The organism is Streptomyces sp. JJ66 (assembly GCF_019303495.1).
In the GTDB taxonomy this organism is placed as follows: Bacteria; Actinomycetota; Actinomycetes; order Streptomycetales; family Streptomycetaceae; genus Streptomyces.
Window position 1 is genome coordinate 1 of sequence record NZ_JAEVFI010000017.1, and the last position, 15672, is coordinate 15672.

At 71.4% G+C, this 15672-nt stretch carries 14 protein-coding genes and 1 riboswitch; of the genes, 11 read left to right on the top strand and 3 right to left on the bottom strand.

Annotation, left to right across the window (positions count from 1 at the left end; all coding sequences use genetic code 11):
- The first annotated feature begins 192 nt into the window (after positions 1-192).
- The 10 genes from JJV70_RS14380 to JJV70_RS14425 all read left to right on the top strand — a co-directional run bounded on the left by JJV70_RS14380 (position 193) and on the right by JJV70_RS14425 (position 10351).
- Entirely contained in the window at positions 193-801 is a 609-nt protein-coding gene (locus JJV70_RS14380) for a CDP-alcohol phosphatidyltransferase family protein (protein WP_219048332.1), read from the top strand.
- A 108-nt stretch (positions 802-909) separates the two neighbouring features.
- Positions 910-3405: a mannose-1-phosphate guanyltransferase gene (locus tag JJV70_RS14385; protein WP_219048333.1), complete on the top strand. Its 2496-nt coding sequence runs from the start codon at positions 910-912 to the stop codon at positions 3403-3405.
- A gap of 81 nt (positions 3406-3486) precedes the next feature.
- Positions 3487-4383 carry a DUF881 domain-containing protein gene (locus JJV70_RS14390; protein ID WP_219048335.1) on the top strand — a complete coding sequence of 299 codons (897 nt, stop codon included), beginning with the start codon at positions 3487-3489 and terminating at the stop codon, positions 4381-4383.
- Complete coding sequence (locus tag JJV70_RS14395) at positions 4380-4712, top strand: small basic family protein (RefSeq protein WP_219048337.1); 333 nt, start codon at positions 4380-4382, stop codon at positions 4710-4712. The genes JJV70_RS14390 and JJV70_RS14395 overlap by 4 nt, the downstream gene beginning before the upstream one ends.
- A gap of 4 nt (positions 4713-4716) precedes the next feature.
- On the top strand, positions 4717-5715 hold the full coding sequence (locus JJV70_RS14400) for a DUF881 domain-containing protein (protein WP_219048339.1): 999 nt from the start codon (positions 4717-4719) through the stop codon (positions 5713-5715).
- A 57-nt stretch (positions 5716-5772) separates the two neighbouring features.
- Complete coding sequence (locus JJV70_RS14405; protein WP_374227305.1) at positions 5773-6657, top strand: FHA domain-containing protein; 885 nt, start codon at positions 5773-5775, stop codon at positions 6655-6657.
- A gap of 26 nt (positions 6658-6683) precedes the next feature.
- Positions 6684-7433 carry a MerR family transcriptional regulator gene (locus JJV70_RS14410; protein WP_219048340.1) on the top strand — a complete coding sequence of 250 codons (750 nt, stop codon included), beginning with the start codon at positions 6684-6686 and terminating at the stop codon, positions 7431-7433.
- 73 nt (positions 7434-7506) lie between these two features.
- Positions 7507-7980, top strand: coding sequence for a bifunctional nuclease family protein (locus tag JJV70_RS14415; RefSeq protein ID WP_219048341.1), 474 nt, complete (start codon positions 7507-7509; stop codon positions 7978-7980).
- 196 nt (positions 7981-8176) lie between these two features.
- Positions 8177-8776, top strand: a complete 600-nt coding sequence (locus JJV70_RS14420; protein ID WP_219048342.1) for a MerR family transcriptional regulator — start codon at positions 8177-8179, stop codon at positions 8774-8776.
- Positions 8777-8842: 66 nt separating this feature from the next.
- On the top strand, positions 8843-10351 hold the full coding sequence (locus JJV70_RS14425) for a DNA polymerase IV (protein ID WP_219048343.1): 1509 nt from the start codon (positions 8843-8845) through the stop codon (positions 10349-10351).
- Here the strand turns inward: JJV70_RS14425 and JJV70_RS14430 are convergent.
- On the bottom strand, positions 10261-10644 hold the full coding sequence (locus JJV70_RS14430) for a PRC-barrel domain-containing protein (protein ID WP_219048345.1): 384 nt from the start codon (positions 10642-10644) through the stop codon (positions 10261-10263). The genes JJV70_RS14425 and JJV70_RS14430 overlap by 91 nt on opposite strands.
- 131 nt (positions 10645-10775) lie before the next feature.
- Positions 10776-10874: riboswitch (glycine riboswitch) on the top strand.
- Positions 10875-11062: 188 nt separating this feature from the next.
- On the opposite strand from JJV70_RS14430, the gene gcvP reads away from it, so the two are divergent.
- Positions 11063-13948, top strand: coding sequence for an aminomethyl-transferring glycine dehydrogenase (gene gcvP, locus JJV70_RS14435; RefSeq protein WP_219048347.1), 2886 nt, complete (start codon positions 11063-11065; stop codon positions 13946-13948).
- 116 nt (positions 13949-14064) lie between these two features.
- Here the strand turns inward: gcvP and JJV70_RS14440 are convergent, their stop codons facing one another.
- Both JJV70_RS14440 and JJV70_RS14445 read right to left on the bottom strand, forming a co-directional pair.
- Positions 14065-14271: a DUF5999 family protein gene (locus JJV70_RS14440; protein WP_219048413.1), complete on the bottom strand. Its 207-nt coding sequence runs from the start codon at positions 14269-14271 to the stop codon at positions 14065-14067.
- A gap of 420 nt (positions 14272-14691) precedes the next feature.
- Entirely contained in the window at positions 14692-15276 is a 585-nt protein-coding gene (locus JJV70_RS14445; protein WP_219048349.1) for a hypothetical protein, read from the bottom strand.
- Between the last annotated feature and the right edge of the window lie 396 nt (positions 15277-15672).

Here is a 15672-nt window from a genome sequence, read left to right on the forward strand (position 1 = left end):
GGGAGAGTAGGACACCGCCGAACAGTTTGTGTGGGAGAGCCCCGTCGGGATAACCGACGGGGCTCTCCTGCGTTCGGGGATCCGGTAAGGGTGGTGCCGACGTGCCGGTTCCGTACCCCCATAGGCCCTTCGTCCGAGCCTGCCGGTAAGGTCGGGGAGCAGGGTTGGCACGTCCGGTACAGGAGGCCCCGGGTGGAGGTCCAGGAAACACGCGTCCAGACGGACCGGGTCTTCACCATCCCCAACGTGCTCAGCATGGCCCGGCTCCTGGGCGTGCCGCTGTTCCTCTGGCTGGTTCTGCTGCCGGAGTTCGGTGGTCCGAACGCCGACGGCTGGGCGCTGGCGGTACTGGCGCTGAGCGGCGTCAGCGACTATCTGGACGGGAAGCTGGCCCGGCGCTGGAACCAGATCAGCAGCCTCGGCCGGATTCTCGACCCAGCTGCGGACCGGCTCTACATCCTGTCCACCCTGGTTGGCCTCACCTGGCGGGACGTCCTGCCGTTGTGGCTGCCGATCTTGCTGCTCTCGCGTGAGGTCATGCTGCTGGCCATGGTGTGGCTGCTCGACCGGCGCGGTTTCGCTCCACCCCAGGTGAACTTCCTGGGCAAGGCAGCGACCTTCAACCTGATGTACGCCTTCCCGCTCCTGCTGCTCAGCGACGGCAGCGGGTGGCTTGCGTCACTTGCGGCGATTTTCGGATGGGCGTTCGCCGGATGGGGTACAGCTCTGTACTGGTGGGCAGGAGCCCTCTACGTGGTCCAGGTCCGCCGGATTCTCGCGGCGGACGCTGCAACCGGCTGAGCCGTACTCCGACAGTCGCGGAGGTGCGGCGCCACTCGTTCTGGTGGGTAGACCCCTCAGGACGCGGCCGGGCTGACCGTCGTCTTGCTGAAGGAGGACGTTACCAATATGAAGGCCGTAGTGATGGCTGGTGGCGAAGGCACCCGGCTTCGCCCGATGACCGCGAGTATGCCCAAGCCGCTCCTGCCCGTGGCCAATCGGCCGATCATGGAGCACGTACTGCGGTTGCTGAAACGTCACGGCTTGACCGAGACCGTGGTGACGGTCCAGTTCCTCGCCTCGCTGGTCAAGAACTACTTCGGCGACGGCGAAGAGCTCGGCATGGACCTGTCCTACGCCAATGAGGAGAAGCCCCTCGGCACGGCGGGCAGCGTCAAGAACGCGGAGGAGGCACTGAAGGACGACTCGTTCCTGGTCATCTCCGGTGATGCCCTCACCGACTTCGACCTCACGGACCTCATCAACTTCCACCGCGAACGCGGCGCGCTGGTGACGGTCTGCCTGACGCGGGTGCCCAACCCGCTGGAGTTCGGCATCACCATCGTCGATGAGGACGGCAAGGTCGAGCGCTTTCTGGAGAAGCCGACCTGGGGGCAGGTGTTCTCCGACACCGTCAACACCGGTATCTACGTCATGGAGCCGGAGGTTTTTGACTACGTGGACCCGGACGTGCCCGTCGACTGGTCCGGTGACGTCTTCCCGCAGCTGATGAAGGAAGGCAAGCCGGTCTACGGCTACGTGGCCGAGGGCTACTGGGAGGACGTCGGCACCCACGAGAGCTACGTCAAGGCGCAGGCCGATGTCCTGGAGGGCAAGGTCCACGTTGATCTCGACGGCTTCGAGATCTCGCCCGGCGTATGGGTGGCCGAGGGTGCCGAGGTCCACCCGGACGCGGTGCTGCGCGGCCCGCTGTACATCGGCGACTACGCCAAGGTGGAGAGCGGCGCCGAGGTGCGCGAGCACTCCGTGATCGGGTCGAACGGCGTCGTCAAGAGCGGCGCCTTCCTGCACAAGGCCGTCGTCCACGACAACGTCTACATCGGTGAGCAGACCAACCTGCGCGGCTGCGTCATCGGCAAGAACACCGACGTCATGCGCGCGGCCCGGATCGAGGACGGCGCGGTCATCGGGGACGAGTGCCTGGTGGGCGAGGAGTCCATCGTGCAGGGCAACGTGCGTGTCTACCCGTTCAAGACGGTCGAGGCCGGCGCCTTCGTCAACACCTCCGTCATCTGGGAGTCGCGCGGGCAGGCGCACCTGTTCGGGGCGCGCGGGGTGTCGGGCATCCTGAACGTGGAGATCACTCCGGAGCTCGCCGTGCGGCTGGCGGGGGCGTACGCGACCACGCTGAAGAAGGGCTCCACGGTCACCACCGCGCGCGATCACTCCCGCGGTGCCCGTGCGCTGAAGCGGGCCATCATCTCGGCGCTGCAGGCCAGCGCCATCGACGTCCGCGACCTGGAGAACGTACCGCTGCCCGTGGCCCGGCAGCAGACCGCGCGCGGCAGCGCCGGTGGCATCATGGTCCGCACCACGCCGGGCGTGCCCGATTCGGTGGACATCATGTTCTTCGACGAGCGCGGGGCGGATCTCTCCCAGGCCAGCCAGCGCAAGCTCGACCGCGTCTACGCCCGCCAGGAGTACCGCCGCGCGTTCCCCGGCGAGATCGGCGACCTGTCCTTCCCGGCCAGCGTCTTCGACTCCTACACCGGTGCCCTGCTGCGTGCTGTGGACACCAGTGGCGTCGCCGAGTCGGGGCTGAAGGTCGTCGTGGACGCCTCTGGCGGCAGCGCCGGGCTGGTGCTGCCCAGCCTGCTGGGCCGCCTCGGCGTGGACGCCCTGACCATCAACCCCGGCCTGGATGAGACACGGCCTACCGAGACGGCCGACGGCCGCCGCTCCGGGCTGGTACGGCTCGGTGAGATCGTCGCCTCCGCCCGGGCCGCCTTCGGTGTGCGCTTCGACCCGGTGGGCGAACGCCTCTCGCTGGTGGACGAGCGCGGCCGCATCATCGAGGATCACCGCGCGCTGCTGGTCATGCTCGACCTGATCGCCGCCGAGCGACGCAGCGGCCGGGTCGCGCTGCCGGTGACGACCACGCGCATCGCCGAACAGGTCGCCGCCTACCACGGCACGCAAGTGGAGTGGACAACGACGTCGCCCGATGACCTCACCCGCGTCGGCCGGGACGAGGCGACGATCTTCGGCGGCGACGGCCGGGGCGGGTTCATCGTGCCCGAGTTCAGCTCCGTCTTCGACGGCGCCGCCGCGTTCGTCCGGCTCATCGGTCTGGTGGCGCGCACGCAGCTCACCCTCAGCCAGATCGACGCCCGCATCCCGCGCGCCCATGTGGTGCGACGCGACCTGGCCACGCCGTGGGCGGTCAAGGGCCTGGTGATGCGGCACGTAGTCGAGGCGGCCGGGGACCGCTCGGTGGACACCACCGACGGCGTGCGCGTGGTGGAGTCCGACGGCCGGTGGGTGATGGTGCTTCCGGACCCGGCCGAGGCCGTCACACACCTGTGGGCTGAGGGCCCCGACGACGCCTCCGCGCAGGCCCTGCTGGACGAGTGGGCCGCCGTCGTGGACGGCGCCGGACGCTGACGGCAACCCGCGTGGGCCCTCTGACGGAGTATCGGAGGGCCCATTCGGCGGTACGCCCGCCGACGTGCGACGATGAGCGGCATGTCGCAGCAGCACCCCGCACGGAGTACCGCACCGCGGCCTGCGCGACCGGACGCCTCCATGTCGCTCCTGACCAACGTCATGGAGCACAGCCTCGACGACGGCTACGCGGAGGCCGCCGCCCGGCGGGACGCGGAGGGCCGGGCCGGTCTGCCCCGCTCGCTGCGGGCCAAACTGTGGCTCGGCGTCGGCCTCGTCCTGGCCGCCCTGGTGGTGACGCTCGGCGCCGCGCAGGCGCGGCACGACGCGCCGACGGCGGCCAGGGAGCGCGCGGAGCTGACCGACCGGATCAACACCGGCACCGAGGAGGCTGACGCCTTGGAGGAGCGGGTCCACGACCTGCGTCAGGACGTGGCCGCCATGCAGCGTGACGCGCTGGAGGCCGACGGCGGTTCCCGGGACGACCTCGTCGGGCTGCTCGCCGGGGCAGTGCCCGTCTCCGGCCCGGGCCTGGAGGTCGTCGTTGACGACGCCGAGGACACCCGCGGCGGCGCGGGCAGCCCGCGCGAGACGACCGGCTTCTCCGACACCGGCCGGGTCCGCGACCGGGACCTCCAGCTCGTGGTCAACGGGCTGTGGGCCGCGGGGGCCGAGGCGACCTCCATCAACGGCCAGCGACTGACCTCCCTGTCGGCGATCCGCGCGGCGGGCGAGGCCATACTGGTCGACAATCGCCCCCTCGTCCCGCCGTACACCGTCCGCGCGATCGGTGATCCCGGCCAGCTGCGCTCCCGCTTCGAGAGCAGCGTGGACGGCCAGTACCTCCAGGTACTCGAAGACAACTACGGCATCCGGGCGCGGATCACCGAGCAGGAGCGGCTGCGGCTGCCCGCCGCGCCGAGCCTGACCCTCAGAACCGCCGAGCCGCTCCCGAACGGAAAGGGCAGCAATTCGTGATCGCCGTACTGGGACTCGTCGTGGGAGTCGTGGCGGGGCTGGTGCTCCGGCCCGTGGTGCCGACGGTGGTGGAGCCCTACTTGCCTATCGCCGTGGTCGCGGCGCTGGACGCGGTCTTCGGCGGATTGCGCGCGATGCTGGACGGCATCTTCGTGGACAAGGTCTTCGTCGTCTCGTTCCTGTCCAACGTCGTCGTTGCCGCCCTGATCGTCTTTCTCGGTGACAAGCTGGGAGTGGGGGCGCAGCTGTCGACGGGCGTGGTCGTCGTCCTCGGCATCCGCATCTTCTCCAACGCGGCCGCCATCCGGCGGCACGTTTTCGGGGCGTGAGGGCATGAACGAGGACCGGACACCGGACGAGGAGCGCGCCGCTCCGGCCCCCGGCGAAGCGCTTGGCCCCGGGCGCCTGGCCGACGAGCCCGCCGCCGGTCGGCCCGAGCCCGGCCTGTCAGGCTCCGGCCGGCCGCGCCCGGCGGCGCCCGCCGAAGCCGCGGGCGGCGTCCCACCGGGACCCGAGTCGGCGCGGCCCACCCAGCCGCAGCCCCCGGAAGGGGAGGCGCAGGACGCCCCGGCGCCCGGCCAACCGGGGCCCGGGCCGAAGGGGGAGCCGCGGCTCACCGGACGCCAGCGGCTGGCGGCCGGGCTGTGGCCGCCGCGACTGAGCCGCAACCAGCTGATCGCCGCCGCCCTGCTGTTCGTGCTGGGCCTCGGTCTGGCCATCCAGGTGCAGGCCACCAGCGAGGATGACGCTCTGCGCGGTGCCCGCCAGGAGGACTTGGTGCGTATCCTCGATGAGCTCGACGACCGCACCACGCGGCTGGAGGAAGAACAGGAGCGGCTGGACAGCCAGCGCTCGGAGCTGGAGAACAGCTCGGACCAGGCCGAGGAGGCGCGCCGCCAGACCCGCGAGCGTGAGCGCCAACTCGGTATTCTGGCCGGTACGGTGGGAGCGCGGGGGCCCGGTATCCAGCTGGAGATCCGCGCCCCGGCCGACGTCGTGAAGTCGGGGCGGCTGCTGGACGCCATCCAGGAGCTGCGGGCCGCGGGCGCGGAGGCGATCGAGATCAACGATGTGCGCGTGGTGGCCGACACCTACTTCACCGACGCCGACGGGGGAGTGCGGATCGATGGCCGTGCCGTGTCGTCCCCGTACCGCTTCCAGGTCATCGGCCAGCCGAAAGACCTGGAACCGGCGATGAACATCCCTGGCGGGGTGGTGCAGTCGCTCCAGGGTGACGGCGCCACGGTGACCATCACGCCGTCGGAGAATGTCGTGGTGGACGCCTTGCGGTCTGCGCAACGGCCTGACTACGCTCAGTCGTCATCGCGGTGAGGCGAGAATGATCTCTTCAGGGGGTCGGCGGGTCCACGGCGCGTCGCGTGGTGGAAACTGTGTACTGGCTGCGGATGCCTGCCGGAGGTTCGCTCCGGCCGGTGTGAGCATCAAGGGTCTGTCCTGCCCCGCGGGCGGGTCTGTTTCGTGCGAGGGGAATCGCCCGTGAGTTTTCTTTCGAAGTTGTTCGGCAAGCGCAAGGACGCCGGTGGTGGCGCCCACCGCGCGCCCAAGCACTCGGGCGCCGGTGAGCAGCCGACGCAGGCCGGTGGGGAGCGTCCGCTGTTCCGCCCGGAGCCCCCTGCTCCGGTGGGCGGTACTCCGGGTGGTCAGGTCCCGGTTTCTGGTGACCCGGCCGCTGCCCCAGGCATAGGTTCCCCGGTACCATCGGCCTCGACTACGGGGGGCGTACCGGGTGTGACGTTCTGTCCCAGGTGCGGAACCCAGGCGGCGGAATCGAGTCGTTTCTGCTCGAACTGCGGTGCGCCCCTGCGCGGCCGTGCCGCGGCTGAGCGCCCGTCCGAGACGACGTCAACGATCTCGATCAGCGGGCTGGAGGCGTACGACGCCGAGGCCACCGGGCAGACGCCGATGCTCTCCCCGGATGCCGTGGCCGCCATCGACGCGCTCCCGGTCGGCTCCGCGCTGCTGGTCGTGCGCCGCGGGCCGAACTCCGGTGCCCGCTTCCTGCTGGACAGCGAGCTGACAACGGCTGGGCGCAGCCCGCAGAGCGACATCTTCCTGGACGATGTGACCGTCTCCCGCCGTCACGTGGAGTTCCGGCGCGGTGCGGACGGGGGCTTCACGGCGTCCGACGTCGGCAGCCTCAACGGCACCTACGTCAACCGGGAGCCGATTGACTCGGTCCCGCTCAACAACGGTGACGAGGTGCAGATCGGCAAGTTCCGGCTGGTCTTCTTCGCCCACCAGCGAGGCGCCTGACCAGCACCGACGGCCAGGGAAGGGTCATGCTGCACACACCCTCGGGCGGCGCCGCCAGCGGCGCCGCCACCGCGCAGGACGGGCCGATGAGCATCGGGGCCGTGCTCGGTCTGCTGCGCGAGGAGTTCCCGGACGTCACGGTCTCCAAGATCCGCTTCCTGGAGTCCGAGGGACTTATCGAGCCGCAGCGCACTCCATCCGGCTACCGCAAGTTCTCCGGGGAGGACGTCGAACGGCTGGCGTTCGTGCTGCGCATGCAGCGCGACCACTACCTGCCGCTGAAGGTGATCAGGGAGCAGCTGGACGCCGTGGACCGCGGCGAGCAGGTGACGGTACCCGGCCCCTCCCAGCCCCGCGACCTGCTGGACGGGGCAGCGGTGCCGCTCCAGCCGGTGGACGCGGCACGCCTCGGCCGCACCGAGCTGCTCACCGCCGCCGAGGTGAGCGAGGAGGATCTGCGCGAGTGGGAGTCCTACGGCCTGCTCGGCCCCGCCGCGGACGGCCGGTACGACGCCGACGCGGTGGAGATCGCCCGGCTGGTGGCCGACCTGGGCCGGTTCGGCCTGCGGGCGCGGCACCTGCGCGCCGCCCGGGCGGCGGCCGAACGGGAGGCCGGACTGGTGGAGCAGGTCGTGGCCCCGCTGCGGCGCCACCGCAATCCGCAGACCCGGGCCCGTGCCGAAGCGACGGCTCGTGAGCTGGCCAGCCTCTCGGTACGCCTGCACGCCAGCCTCGTCCAGGCCGCGCTGCGCTCCCAGCAGCCCTCCCACGGCTGAGCTGCACCTCGGACGCTCGGGCACGGGGGTGCCCGACTACCCAAACCGGCGGCGCAGCGCCTAGGGTTACTGTGTGAACGAGCTCGATGTCGTGGGTGTCCGGGTCGAAATGCCCTCCAACCAGCCGATCGTGCTGCTGCGCGAGGTCGGGGGCGACCGCTATCTGCCCATCTGGATCGGCCCCGGAGAGGCGACGGCGATCGCCTTCGCACAGCAGGGCATGACCCCGGCCCGTCCACTGACGCATGACCTCTTCAAGGACGTCCTGGAGGCCGTCGGGCAAGAGCTCACGGCCGTCCGCATCACCGACCTGCGCGAGGGCGTCTTCTACGCTGAACTGGTGTTTGCCAGTGGGGCAGAGGTGAGCGCGCGTCCCTCCGACGCCATAGCGCTCGCGCTGCGCACCGGCACGCCGATCTACGGCAGCGACGGGGTGCTGGATGACGCGGGCATCGCGATCCCGGATGAGCAGGAGGACGAGGTGGAGAAGTTCCGCGAGTTCCTCGATCAGATTTCGCCCGAGGACTTCGGCACCAGCAACCAGTGACGCCCCGGGCCGGACCTCGCACCGGGCCAAATCCGCCGCCTTTACCCAGGAACAGGTCACGCAAAACCACACGTCCGGGGAGTACCACCCGGCGTGCCGAGTGTGGCGATCGTTGACGCACCCGGGGTGACTGCCTACCGTCATGGAGGCAGGTCCCGGAGGCGTTGGTCGGGACGTGAAGGGATGGAGGGTCGGCGTGACCAGCACCGGCGACGGCGAGCCCGCGAGCAGCCCGTTTCCGCTGCACGGGGCCCTTCCGCAGCCCGCGGTCCAGCAGGCCGGGGACACCGGCGAAATCTCCGGCGAACAGGTTGGCTACCGCGGGCCGACAGCATGCGCGGCGGCCGGCATCACCTACCGCCAGCTGGACTACTGGGCCCGCACCGGGCTGGTCGAACCCAGCGTGCGTCCGGCCTTCGGTTCGGGCACCCACCGCCTGTACAGCTTCCGCGACGTCGTCGTGCTGAAGATCGTCAAGCGGCTGCTGGACACCGGCGTCTCCCTCCAGAACATCCGCACCGCGGTACAGCACCTGCGTGGCCGTGACCTGCCCGACCTGCCGCAGCTGACGCTGATGAGCGACGGCGCCACGGTCTACGAGTGCTCCTCGCCCGACGAGGTGGTGGAGCTGCTCCAGGGCGGCCAGGGCGTCTTCGGTATCGCGGTGGGCGTGGTCTGGCAGGACGTGCGGGCCGCGTTGTCCCACCTGCATGCCGAGCGGGTCGGCACCGGCGAGACACTGGTCCGCGAGCACCCGGGCGACGAGCTGGCCCGCCGCCGCAACCGCGCGGGCTGACCCGCGCCCCGCCCAGCTTCACCGCCCCGCCGGGCGACTGTCAGTGCGGTGCGGCAGCATCGAGGTGTGAGAGACGCACCGACGATCCTCCATCTGGATATGGACGCGTTCTACGCGGCCGTCGAGCAGGCGGCCAAACCCAGCCTGCGCGGAAAGCCGGTGATCGTCGGCGGGCTCGGACCGCGTGGTGTGGTGGCCACCGCCTCCTACGAGGCACGCCGCTTCGGGGTGCACTCGGCCATGCCCACGGCCCAGGCGCGAAGACGCTGCCCGAACGCCGCCTACCTCATACCCCGGTTCGGCTTTTACCGGAGCATCAGCCAGACGGTGATGGAGCTGCTGGCGGGGCTCTCCCCGCTGGTGGAACCGCTGAGCCTGGACGAGGCGTTCGTCGATCTGGAGGCGGGCGGTACTCCGCCCGACGGGGCCGCCGCCCGCACAGTCGCGCGCCAGCTGCGGGCCGACATCCGGGCGGCGACGGGCCTGGCCGCCTCGGTGGGGCTCGCCGGGTCCAAGATGCTCGCCAAGATCGGCTCTGAGCAGGCCAAGCCGGACGGGCTGGTGGTGCTGGAACCCGGTAGCGAGCGGGAGCTGCTGGCGCCGCTGCCCGTCCGCACCCTGCCGGGCGTCGGTCCCGCCACGGCCGAGACGCTGCGGCGCGCGGGCATCACCACCGTCGGTGACGCCGCCGAGTCGGGCCGCGAAGAACTGCTGCGCATGCTCGGGCGGGCGCACGGGCCCGCCCTGTATGCCATGGCTCTGGGCAGGGACGACCGTCCGGTGGTGGCCGAGCGGAAGTCGAAATCCGTTTCGGTCGAGGACACCTTCGACACCGACGTCACGGACCGGGCGCGTATCCAGTCCGAGCTGGCCCGGCTCGCCGAGCGGTGCGCCCAGCGGCTGCGTGCCGCCGGACGCTCGGGCCGCACGGTGGTGATCAAGGTGCGGCGCTATGACTTCGCCACCCTCACCCGTTCCGACACCCTGCGCGGCCCCACTGATGACTCCGCCGTCATCCGCGAGGCCGCCGAGCGCCTGCTGGAAGCAGTCGACACCACCGCGGGGGTCCGCCTGCTCGGCGTCGGCGTGAGCGGCCTGGCCGACTACACGCAGGAGGACCTCTTCGCCCAGGCGGCCGGGGACGACCGGGGCGGGCCTTTGGAGGCCGACACCCAAGCACGTCCAGCACCGGAACCCCCGGCTGGCTCCAAACCGGTCTCCGCCCCGCCGGCCGCATCGCCCCCGCCCACCCCGGCACCGGCCAGCCAGCGGCTCTGGCTGCCCGGCCTCGACGTGCGGCACACCGAGCACGGCCCCGGCTGGGTGCAGGGCAGCGGCGTGGGCCGCGTCACGGTGCGTTTCGAGCAGCCCGGCTCACCGCCCGGGCGCGTACGCACCTTCCGGGCCGACGACCCGGCCCTCACCCCCGGCGAGCCGCTGCCCCTGGTGCCCGGCGGCCATGCCGCCGGCCCTGACCCGCCGTCTCACGCACCACCCGGGCCGCCGGCGCATCCGGAGCCCTCCTCGCCCGCGGCCGGCCCCGGCTCTCCCACGCTGGGGATGTCCAGCCCATAGTGGTGATAGAGCTGCAACTCCTGCTCGGGGGACAGGTGGCGGCCCACCCCGAAGTCGGGCGCCTCCCTGATCAGGTTCCGGGTGTAGGGCACGCGCAGGGTCTCCTCCACCACCTCGCTGGGTTCCAGTGGCACGAAGGCGTCCCGGCCGAACAGGCCAGTGCGCACCGCCGCCCACTCCGGCCGACCGGTCGCGTCGTCGAGGTACACCTCGTCCACGGTGCCGATCTTCGCACCGTCCCTGTCATACGCCTTGCGACCTATCAGGCTCCGCGGATCGATATCGGGCTGCACGGTTCCTCCACCAGATAGCCGTTCTCCCCGAAACTCCCTGCCTCAACACAAAGCCACAATCCGCACCCTGGCCAGTCGGCAGCGGGCCCGGAGCCGCTCCAGCGGGCGCTGGTAGGCTCGTAGGCGGCTGCTGACCCCGCGCGGGAGAGTCCTCCGGTACACGTTTCCGGGGGCGCCGAAGGAGCAAACCCTCCCCGGAATCTCTCAGGCCCACGTACCGTGCGGGCGAGGTCACTCTGGAAAGCAGGGCAGGTCACGGGCGTCATGACGCCCCGCGGCCTCTCCTCACCGACGGTGAAAGCCGGGCTGTGGCTGGCGGGCCCGGTGAAACTCTCAGGTTGAGATGACAGAGGGGGAGGCCGTTCGGGCACTGACCTGGTGCCCCTCGAAGGTCGTGACGACCAGGAGGCCCCCGCAGATGACCACCGACCGCACCTCCCTGACCGAGCTTGAGGACGGCACGCCGTTCGCCCGTCGGCACATCGGCCCCGACGCCGGGCAGCAGGCCAAGATGCTGGCCCATGTGGGTTACGGTTCCCTGGACGAGCTGACGGCCGCGGCCGTGCCCGACGTCATCAAGTCCACCGAGGCGCTGGCCCTGCCCGGGGCCCGCTCCGAGCCCGACGTGCTAGCCGAGCTGCGAACCCTGGCCGACCGCAACCAGGTGCTGGACTCCATGATCGGCCTGGGCTACCACGGCACCTTCACCCCGCCGGTGATCCTGCGGAACGTCATGGAGAACCCGGCCTGGTACACCGCCTACACCCCGTACCAGCCGGAGATCTCCCAGGGCCGCCTGGAAGCGCTGCTCAACTTCCAGACCGTCGTCGCCGACCTCACCGGGCTGCCCACCTCCGGCGCCTCCCTGCTGGACGAGGGCACCGCGGCGGCCGAGGCCATGGCGCTTTCCCGCCGGGTGGGCAAGGTCAAGGAGGGTGTCTTCCTGATCGACGCCGACTGCCTGCCGCAGACGATCGCGGTCATCGAGACCCGCGCCGAGCCGACCGGTGTCAAGGTCGTCGTCGCCGACCTGACCGACGGTATCCCCGCCGACATCGCCGAGCGCGGCGTCTTCGGCGTGCTGCTGCAGTACCCCGGTGCCTCCGGCGCCGTGCGCGACCCGCGTGCCGTCATCCAGCAGGCCCACGAGCTGGGCGCGATCGTCACCGTCGCCGCCGATCTGCTGGCCCTCACCCTGCTGACCTCGCCCGGCGAGCTGGGCGCGGACATCGCCGTCGGCTCCAGCCAGCGCTTCGGCGTGCCCATGGGCTTCGGCGGCCCGCACGCCGGGTTCATGGCGGTGCGCGAGACGTTCGCCCGCAACCTGCCGGGCCGCCTGGTCGGCGTCTCCGTGGACGCGGACGGCACCAAGGCGTACCGGCTCGCGCTGCAAACTCGCGAGCAGCACATCCGGCGGGAGAAGGCCACCAGCAACATCTGCACCGCTCAGGTGCTGCTGGCGGTCATGGCGGGCCTGTACGCCGCTTACCACGGTCCCGAGGGCCTGCGCACGATCGCCCGGCGCACCCACCGCTACGCCACGCTGCTGGCGGCCGGGCTGCGTGCGGGCGGCGTCGAGGTCGTGCACGACGCCTTCTTCGACACCGTCACCGCCCGCGTGCCCGGCCGCGCCGCCGAGGTGGTGGCCGCCGCCGCCAAGGCCGGGGTCAACCTGCGCCTGACCGACGCCGACCACGTGGGCGTCAGCTGCGACGAGACCACCGCGCGCCGCCACCTGGCCACGGTGTGGACGGCGTTCGGGGTGAGCGCCGACGTCGCCGGACTCGACGCGGCCACCGGCGACGCCCTGCCGGACTCCACCCTGCGCGGTGACGACTACCTCACCCACCCCGTCTTCCACGAGCACCGCTCCGAGACCGGCATGCTGCGCTACCTGCGCCGCCTGTCCGACAAGGACTACGCGCTGGACCGCGGCATGATCCCGCTCGGCTCGTGCACGATGAAGCTCAACGCGACCACGGAGATGGAGCCCGTCACCTGGCCGCAGTTCGGCGCACTGCACCCGTTCGCGCCCGCCGAGCAGGCCGGCGGTTACCTGACGCTCATCCGCGAGCTGGAGGAACGGCTGGCCGAGGTCACCGGCTACGACCAGGTCTCCCTCCAGCCCAACGCCGGTTCCCAGGGTGAGCTGGCCGGGCTGCTGGCGGTGCGCGCCTACCACCGCGCGAACGGTGACGACCAGCGCACGGTGTGCCTCATCCCCTCTTCCGCGCACGGGACCAACGCGGCGAGCGCCGTGATGGCCGGGATGAAGGTCGTCGTCGTCAAGACCGGCGAGAGCGGCGATGTCGACACCGACGACCTCAACGCCAAGATCGAAAAGCACCGCGACGAGCTGGCCGTGCTCATGGTCACCTACCCCTCCACGCACGGCGTGTTCGAGGAGAACATCTCCGACATCTGCGCCGCCGTGCACGACGCGGGCGGCCAGGTGTACGTGGACGGGGCGAACCTCAACGCGCTCGTCGGCCTGGCCCGGCCGGGCCGGTTCGGCGCCGACGTCTCGCACCTGAACCTGCACAAGACGTTCTGCATCCCGCACGGCGGCGGCGGTCCGGGCGTCGGACCGGTCGGCGTCCGCGCCCACCTGGCGCCATACCTGCCCAACCACCCGCTGCAACCGCAGGCCGGGCCCGGGACGGGCATCGGCCCGGTCTCCGCCGCGCCGTGGGGTTCGGCGGGCATCCTGCCGATCTCCTGGGCGTACGTGCGCCTGATGGGCGCCGAGGGACTGCGCCGCGCGACGCAGGTGGCCGTGCTCAGCGCCAACTACATCGCCAAGCGCCTGGAGCCGCACTACCCGGTGCTCTACACCGGCCCTGGCGGGCTCGTCGCGCACGAGTGCATCATCGACGTGCGGCCGCTGACGAAGGCCACCGGCGTCAGTATCGACGACGTCGCCAAGCGGCTGATCGACTACGGCTTCCACGCGCCGACCATGTCCTTCCCCGTCGCGGGCACACTGATGATCGAGCCGACCGAGAGCGAGGACCTCGCCGAGCTCGACCGGTTCTGCGATGCGATGATCGCCATCCGGGCCGAGATCGAGCGGGTGGGCTCCGGCGAGTGGAGCGCCGAGGACAGCCCGCTGCGCGGTGCCCCGCACACCGCCGCCCAGCTGGCGGGGGAGTGGGGGCTGCCCTACACCCGGGCGGAGGCCGCCTACCCGGCTGGTGTCGCGGCTGAGGGGAAGTACTGGCCGCCGGTGCGCCGCATCGACGGCGCCTTCGGTGACCGCAACCTGGTGTGCTCCTGCCCGCCCCCGGAGGACTACGAGGGCTGACGGCCCCGGACGGTACCAGAACCGGCCCGGGGCCCGGCGGCACGCACACCGCCGGGCCCCGGGCCGGTCCGCGTGCCGCCGGGCCCCGGGGTGCGTCCCGTGGACGGGCCGAAGCCTCAGGCCGCCGTCACCACCGCCCCGGCCTCCAGCGGGCGGCGCGGTGCGATCACGCGTCCGTCCGGCAGGAGCTCGCCGGTGTCGTCGAAGAGCAGGACGCCGTTGCACAGCAGGCTCCAGCCCTGCTCGGGGTGGTGGGCCACCGGGTGGGCGGCCTCCCGGTCGGCGGAGTCTGCGGACGGGCAGGTTGGCTTGTGCTGACACATGACAGTGTGCTCTCGGTTCTCTCGCTGCGGTGTGACGTGCGTGCTGCGGCGGTGCTGGACGCTCATGGCCGCTCCCCCGGTTTCTCCGGTACTCGTGGTCCCCAGTGTCGTCCCGCGGACGGTGTTCCGCAGGGATTTCCTTGCAGCGGTCCTCTACGGGTGATGACGCGTCACCCGCACGAGCGGTTGCCCCGCGCGCGGACCATCTTTCCGGGTGGTACGGGGGCCCACAGTGACTAGTTCATCGGACGCCCCTCCCCAGGCGGCCCCGGCCTGAGGTGGTGGACGCCGCGACACGGGGAAGCACTGCCCGCGGCCGCGCACGGATGGCCACGGGCAGCGAACAGGCCCCGCGGCCAGGGACCGCGGGGCCTGTTCACCCCCATCGCCGAACGAACGTTCCGCCTTCTGGGACGACCGCTACACCGGAGTCTGCAGCAGCGGCGACGGTACCAACCGGTGCGTCAGCAGGGGCAGCAGCGCCCCGACCCGGTGCGGGACGCTGGCGGCGATGCCCGGAGGCGCGGGCGCCAGCGGCATGAGCAGGTCAGCGGGCAGCAGCGTACCGCCGGCCGGGTCGGCCGTGGCGTCGCTGTGCAGCCACAGTGTCAGCATGTACAGCTCCGGCACCGACAGCAGCCGGGGCTGGTACGGCGTCGGCAGGGCCTCCGCGTGCCGCAGTGCCGTTTCCGTCGAGCGGACGTAGGGGCCCTCGCCGAAGTGGGAGAACGCCCAGCCGTCCGCCGTCAGCCTCGCCTCTGCCGTACCCACCGCCCTGTCATTGCCGCGCAGCAGGAAGCGCCACCCGGTGAGCCGGGGGCTCGGCGGGCCGTCGGCCCGGGTGATGCCCGTCAGTACGTGCACGGGCAGCGGCAGTTCGGGCCGCAGCGTGCCGTAGGCGGCGGTGCGGGAGCGGACGCCCCGGACCGCGGCGGTGGGGGATCCGAGCGCGGCGAGAACGCTGCGCAGGGCGGCGGAGGGGGCCGGAGGAACATACATCGGCATGGCGGGTCGCCTCTCACTTGGGGAGACAGAAGGGTGCGCGGAGAGGCCGGACGACACTGTCGGCACCACCGGTGGCACGGCGCAGGGCCGGGCGGAGAGAAGAGGGACCGGAACCGAGAGTTGTCACGTCACGGCCTCATGGCGAAGTTTATACGACATTTGTTCCCGGGGCGTTTCCGCTAGGCAAACCGGGTGTGCCGCGCAAGGAGAAATCTCGCCGCATGGCGAATCGTACCGACCTGGAGTGGGAACGCGCCGGTTTCGGTGACCTCGGCGGCTGCACGTTCCACGGATGGCCGGAACTCGGCCGTGTTTGCCGTCACTCTCAGCGGGAAACCGCGATCAGACTACCGTATGCCCTCGGAATGTGCCGCTCGAAAAGTACCCCGGCCGTCT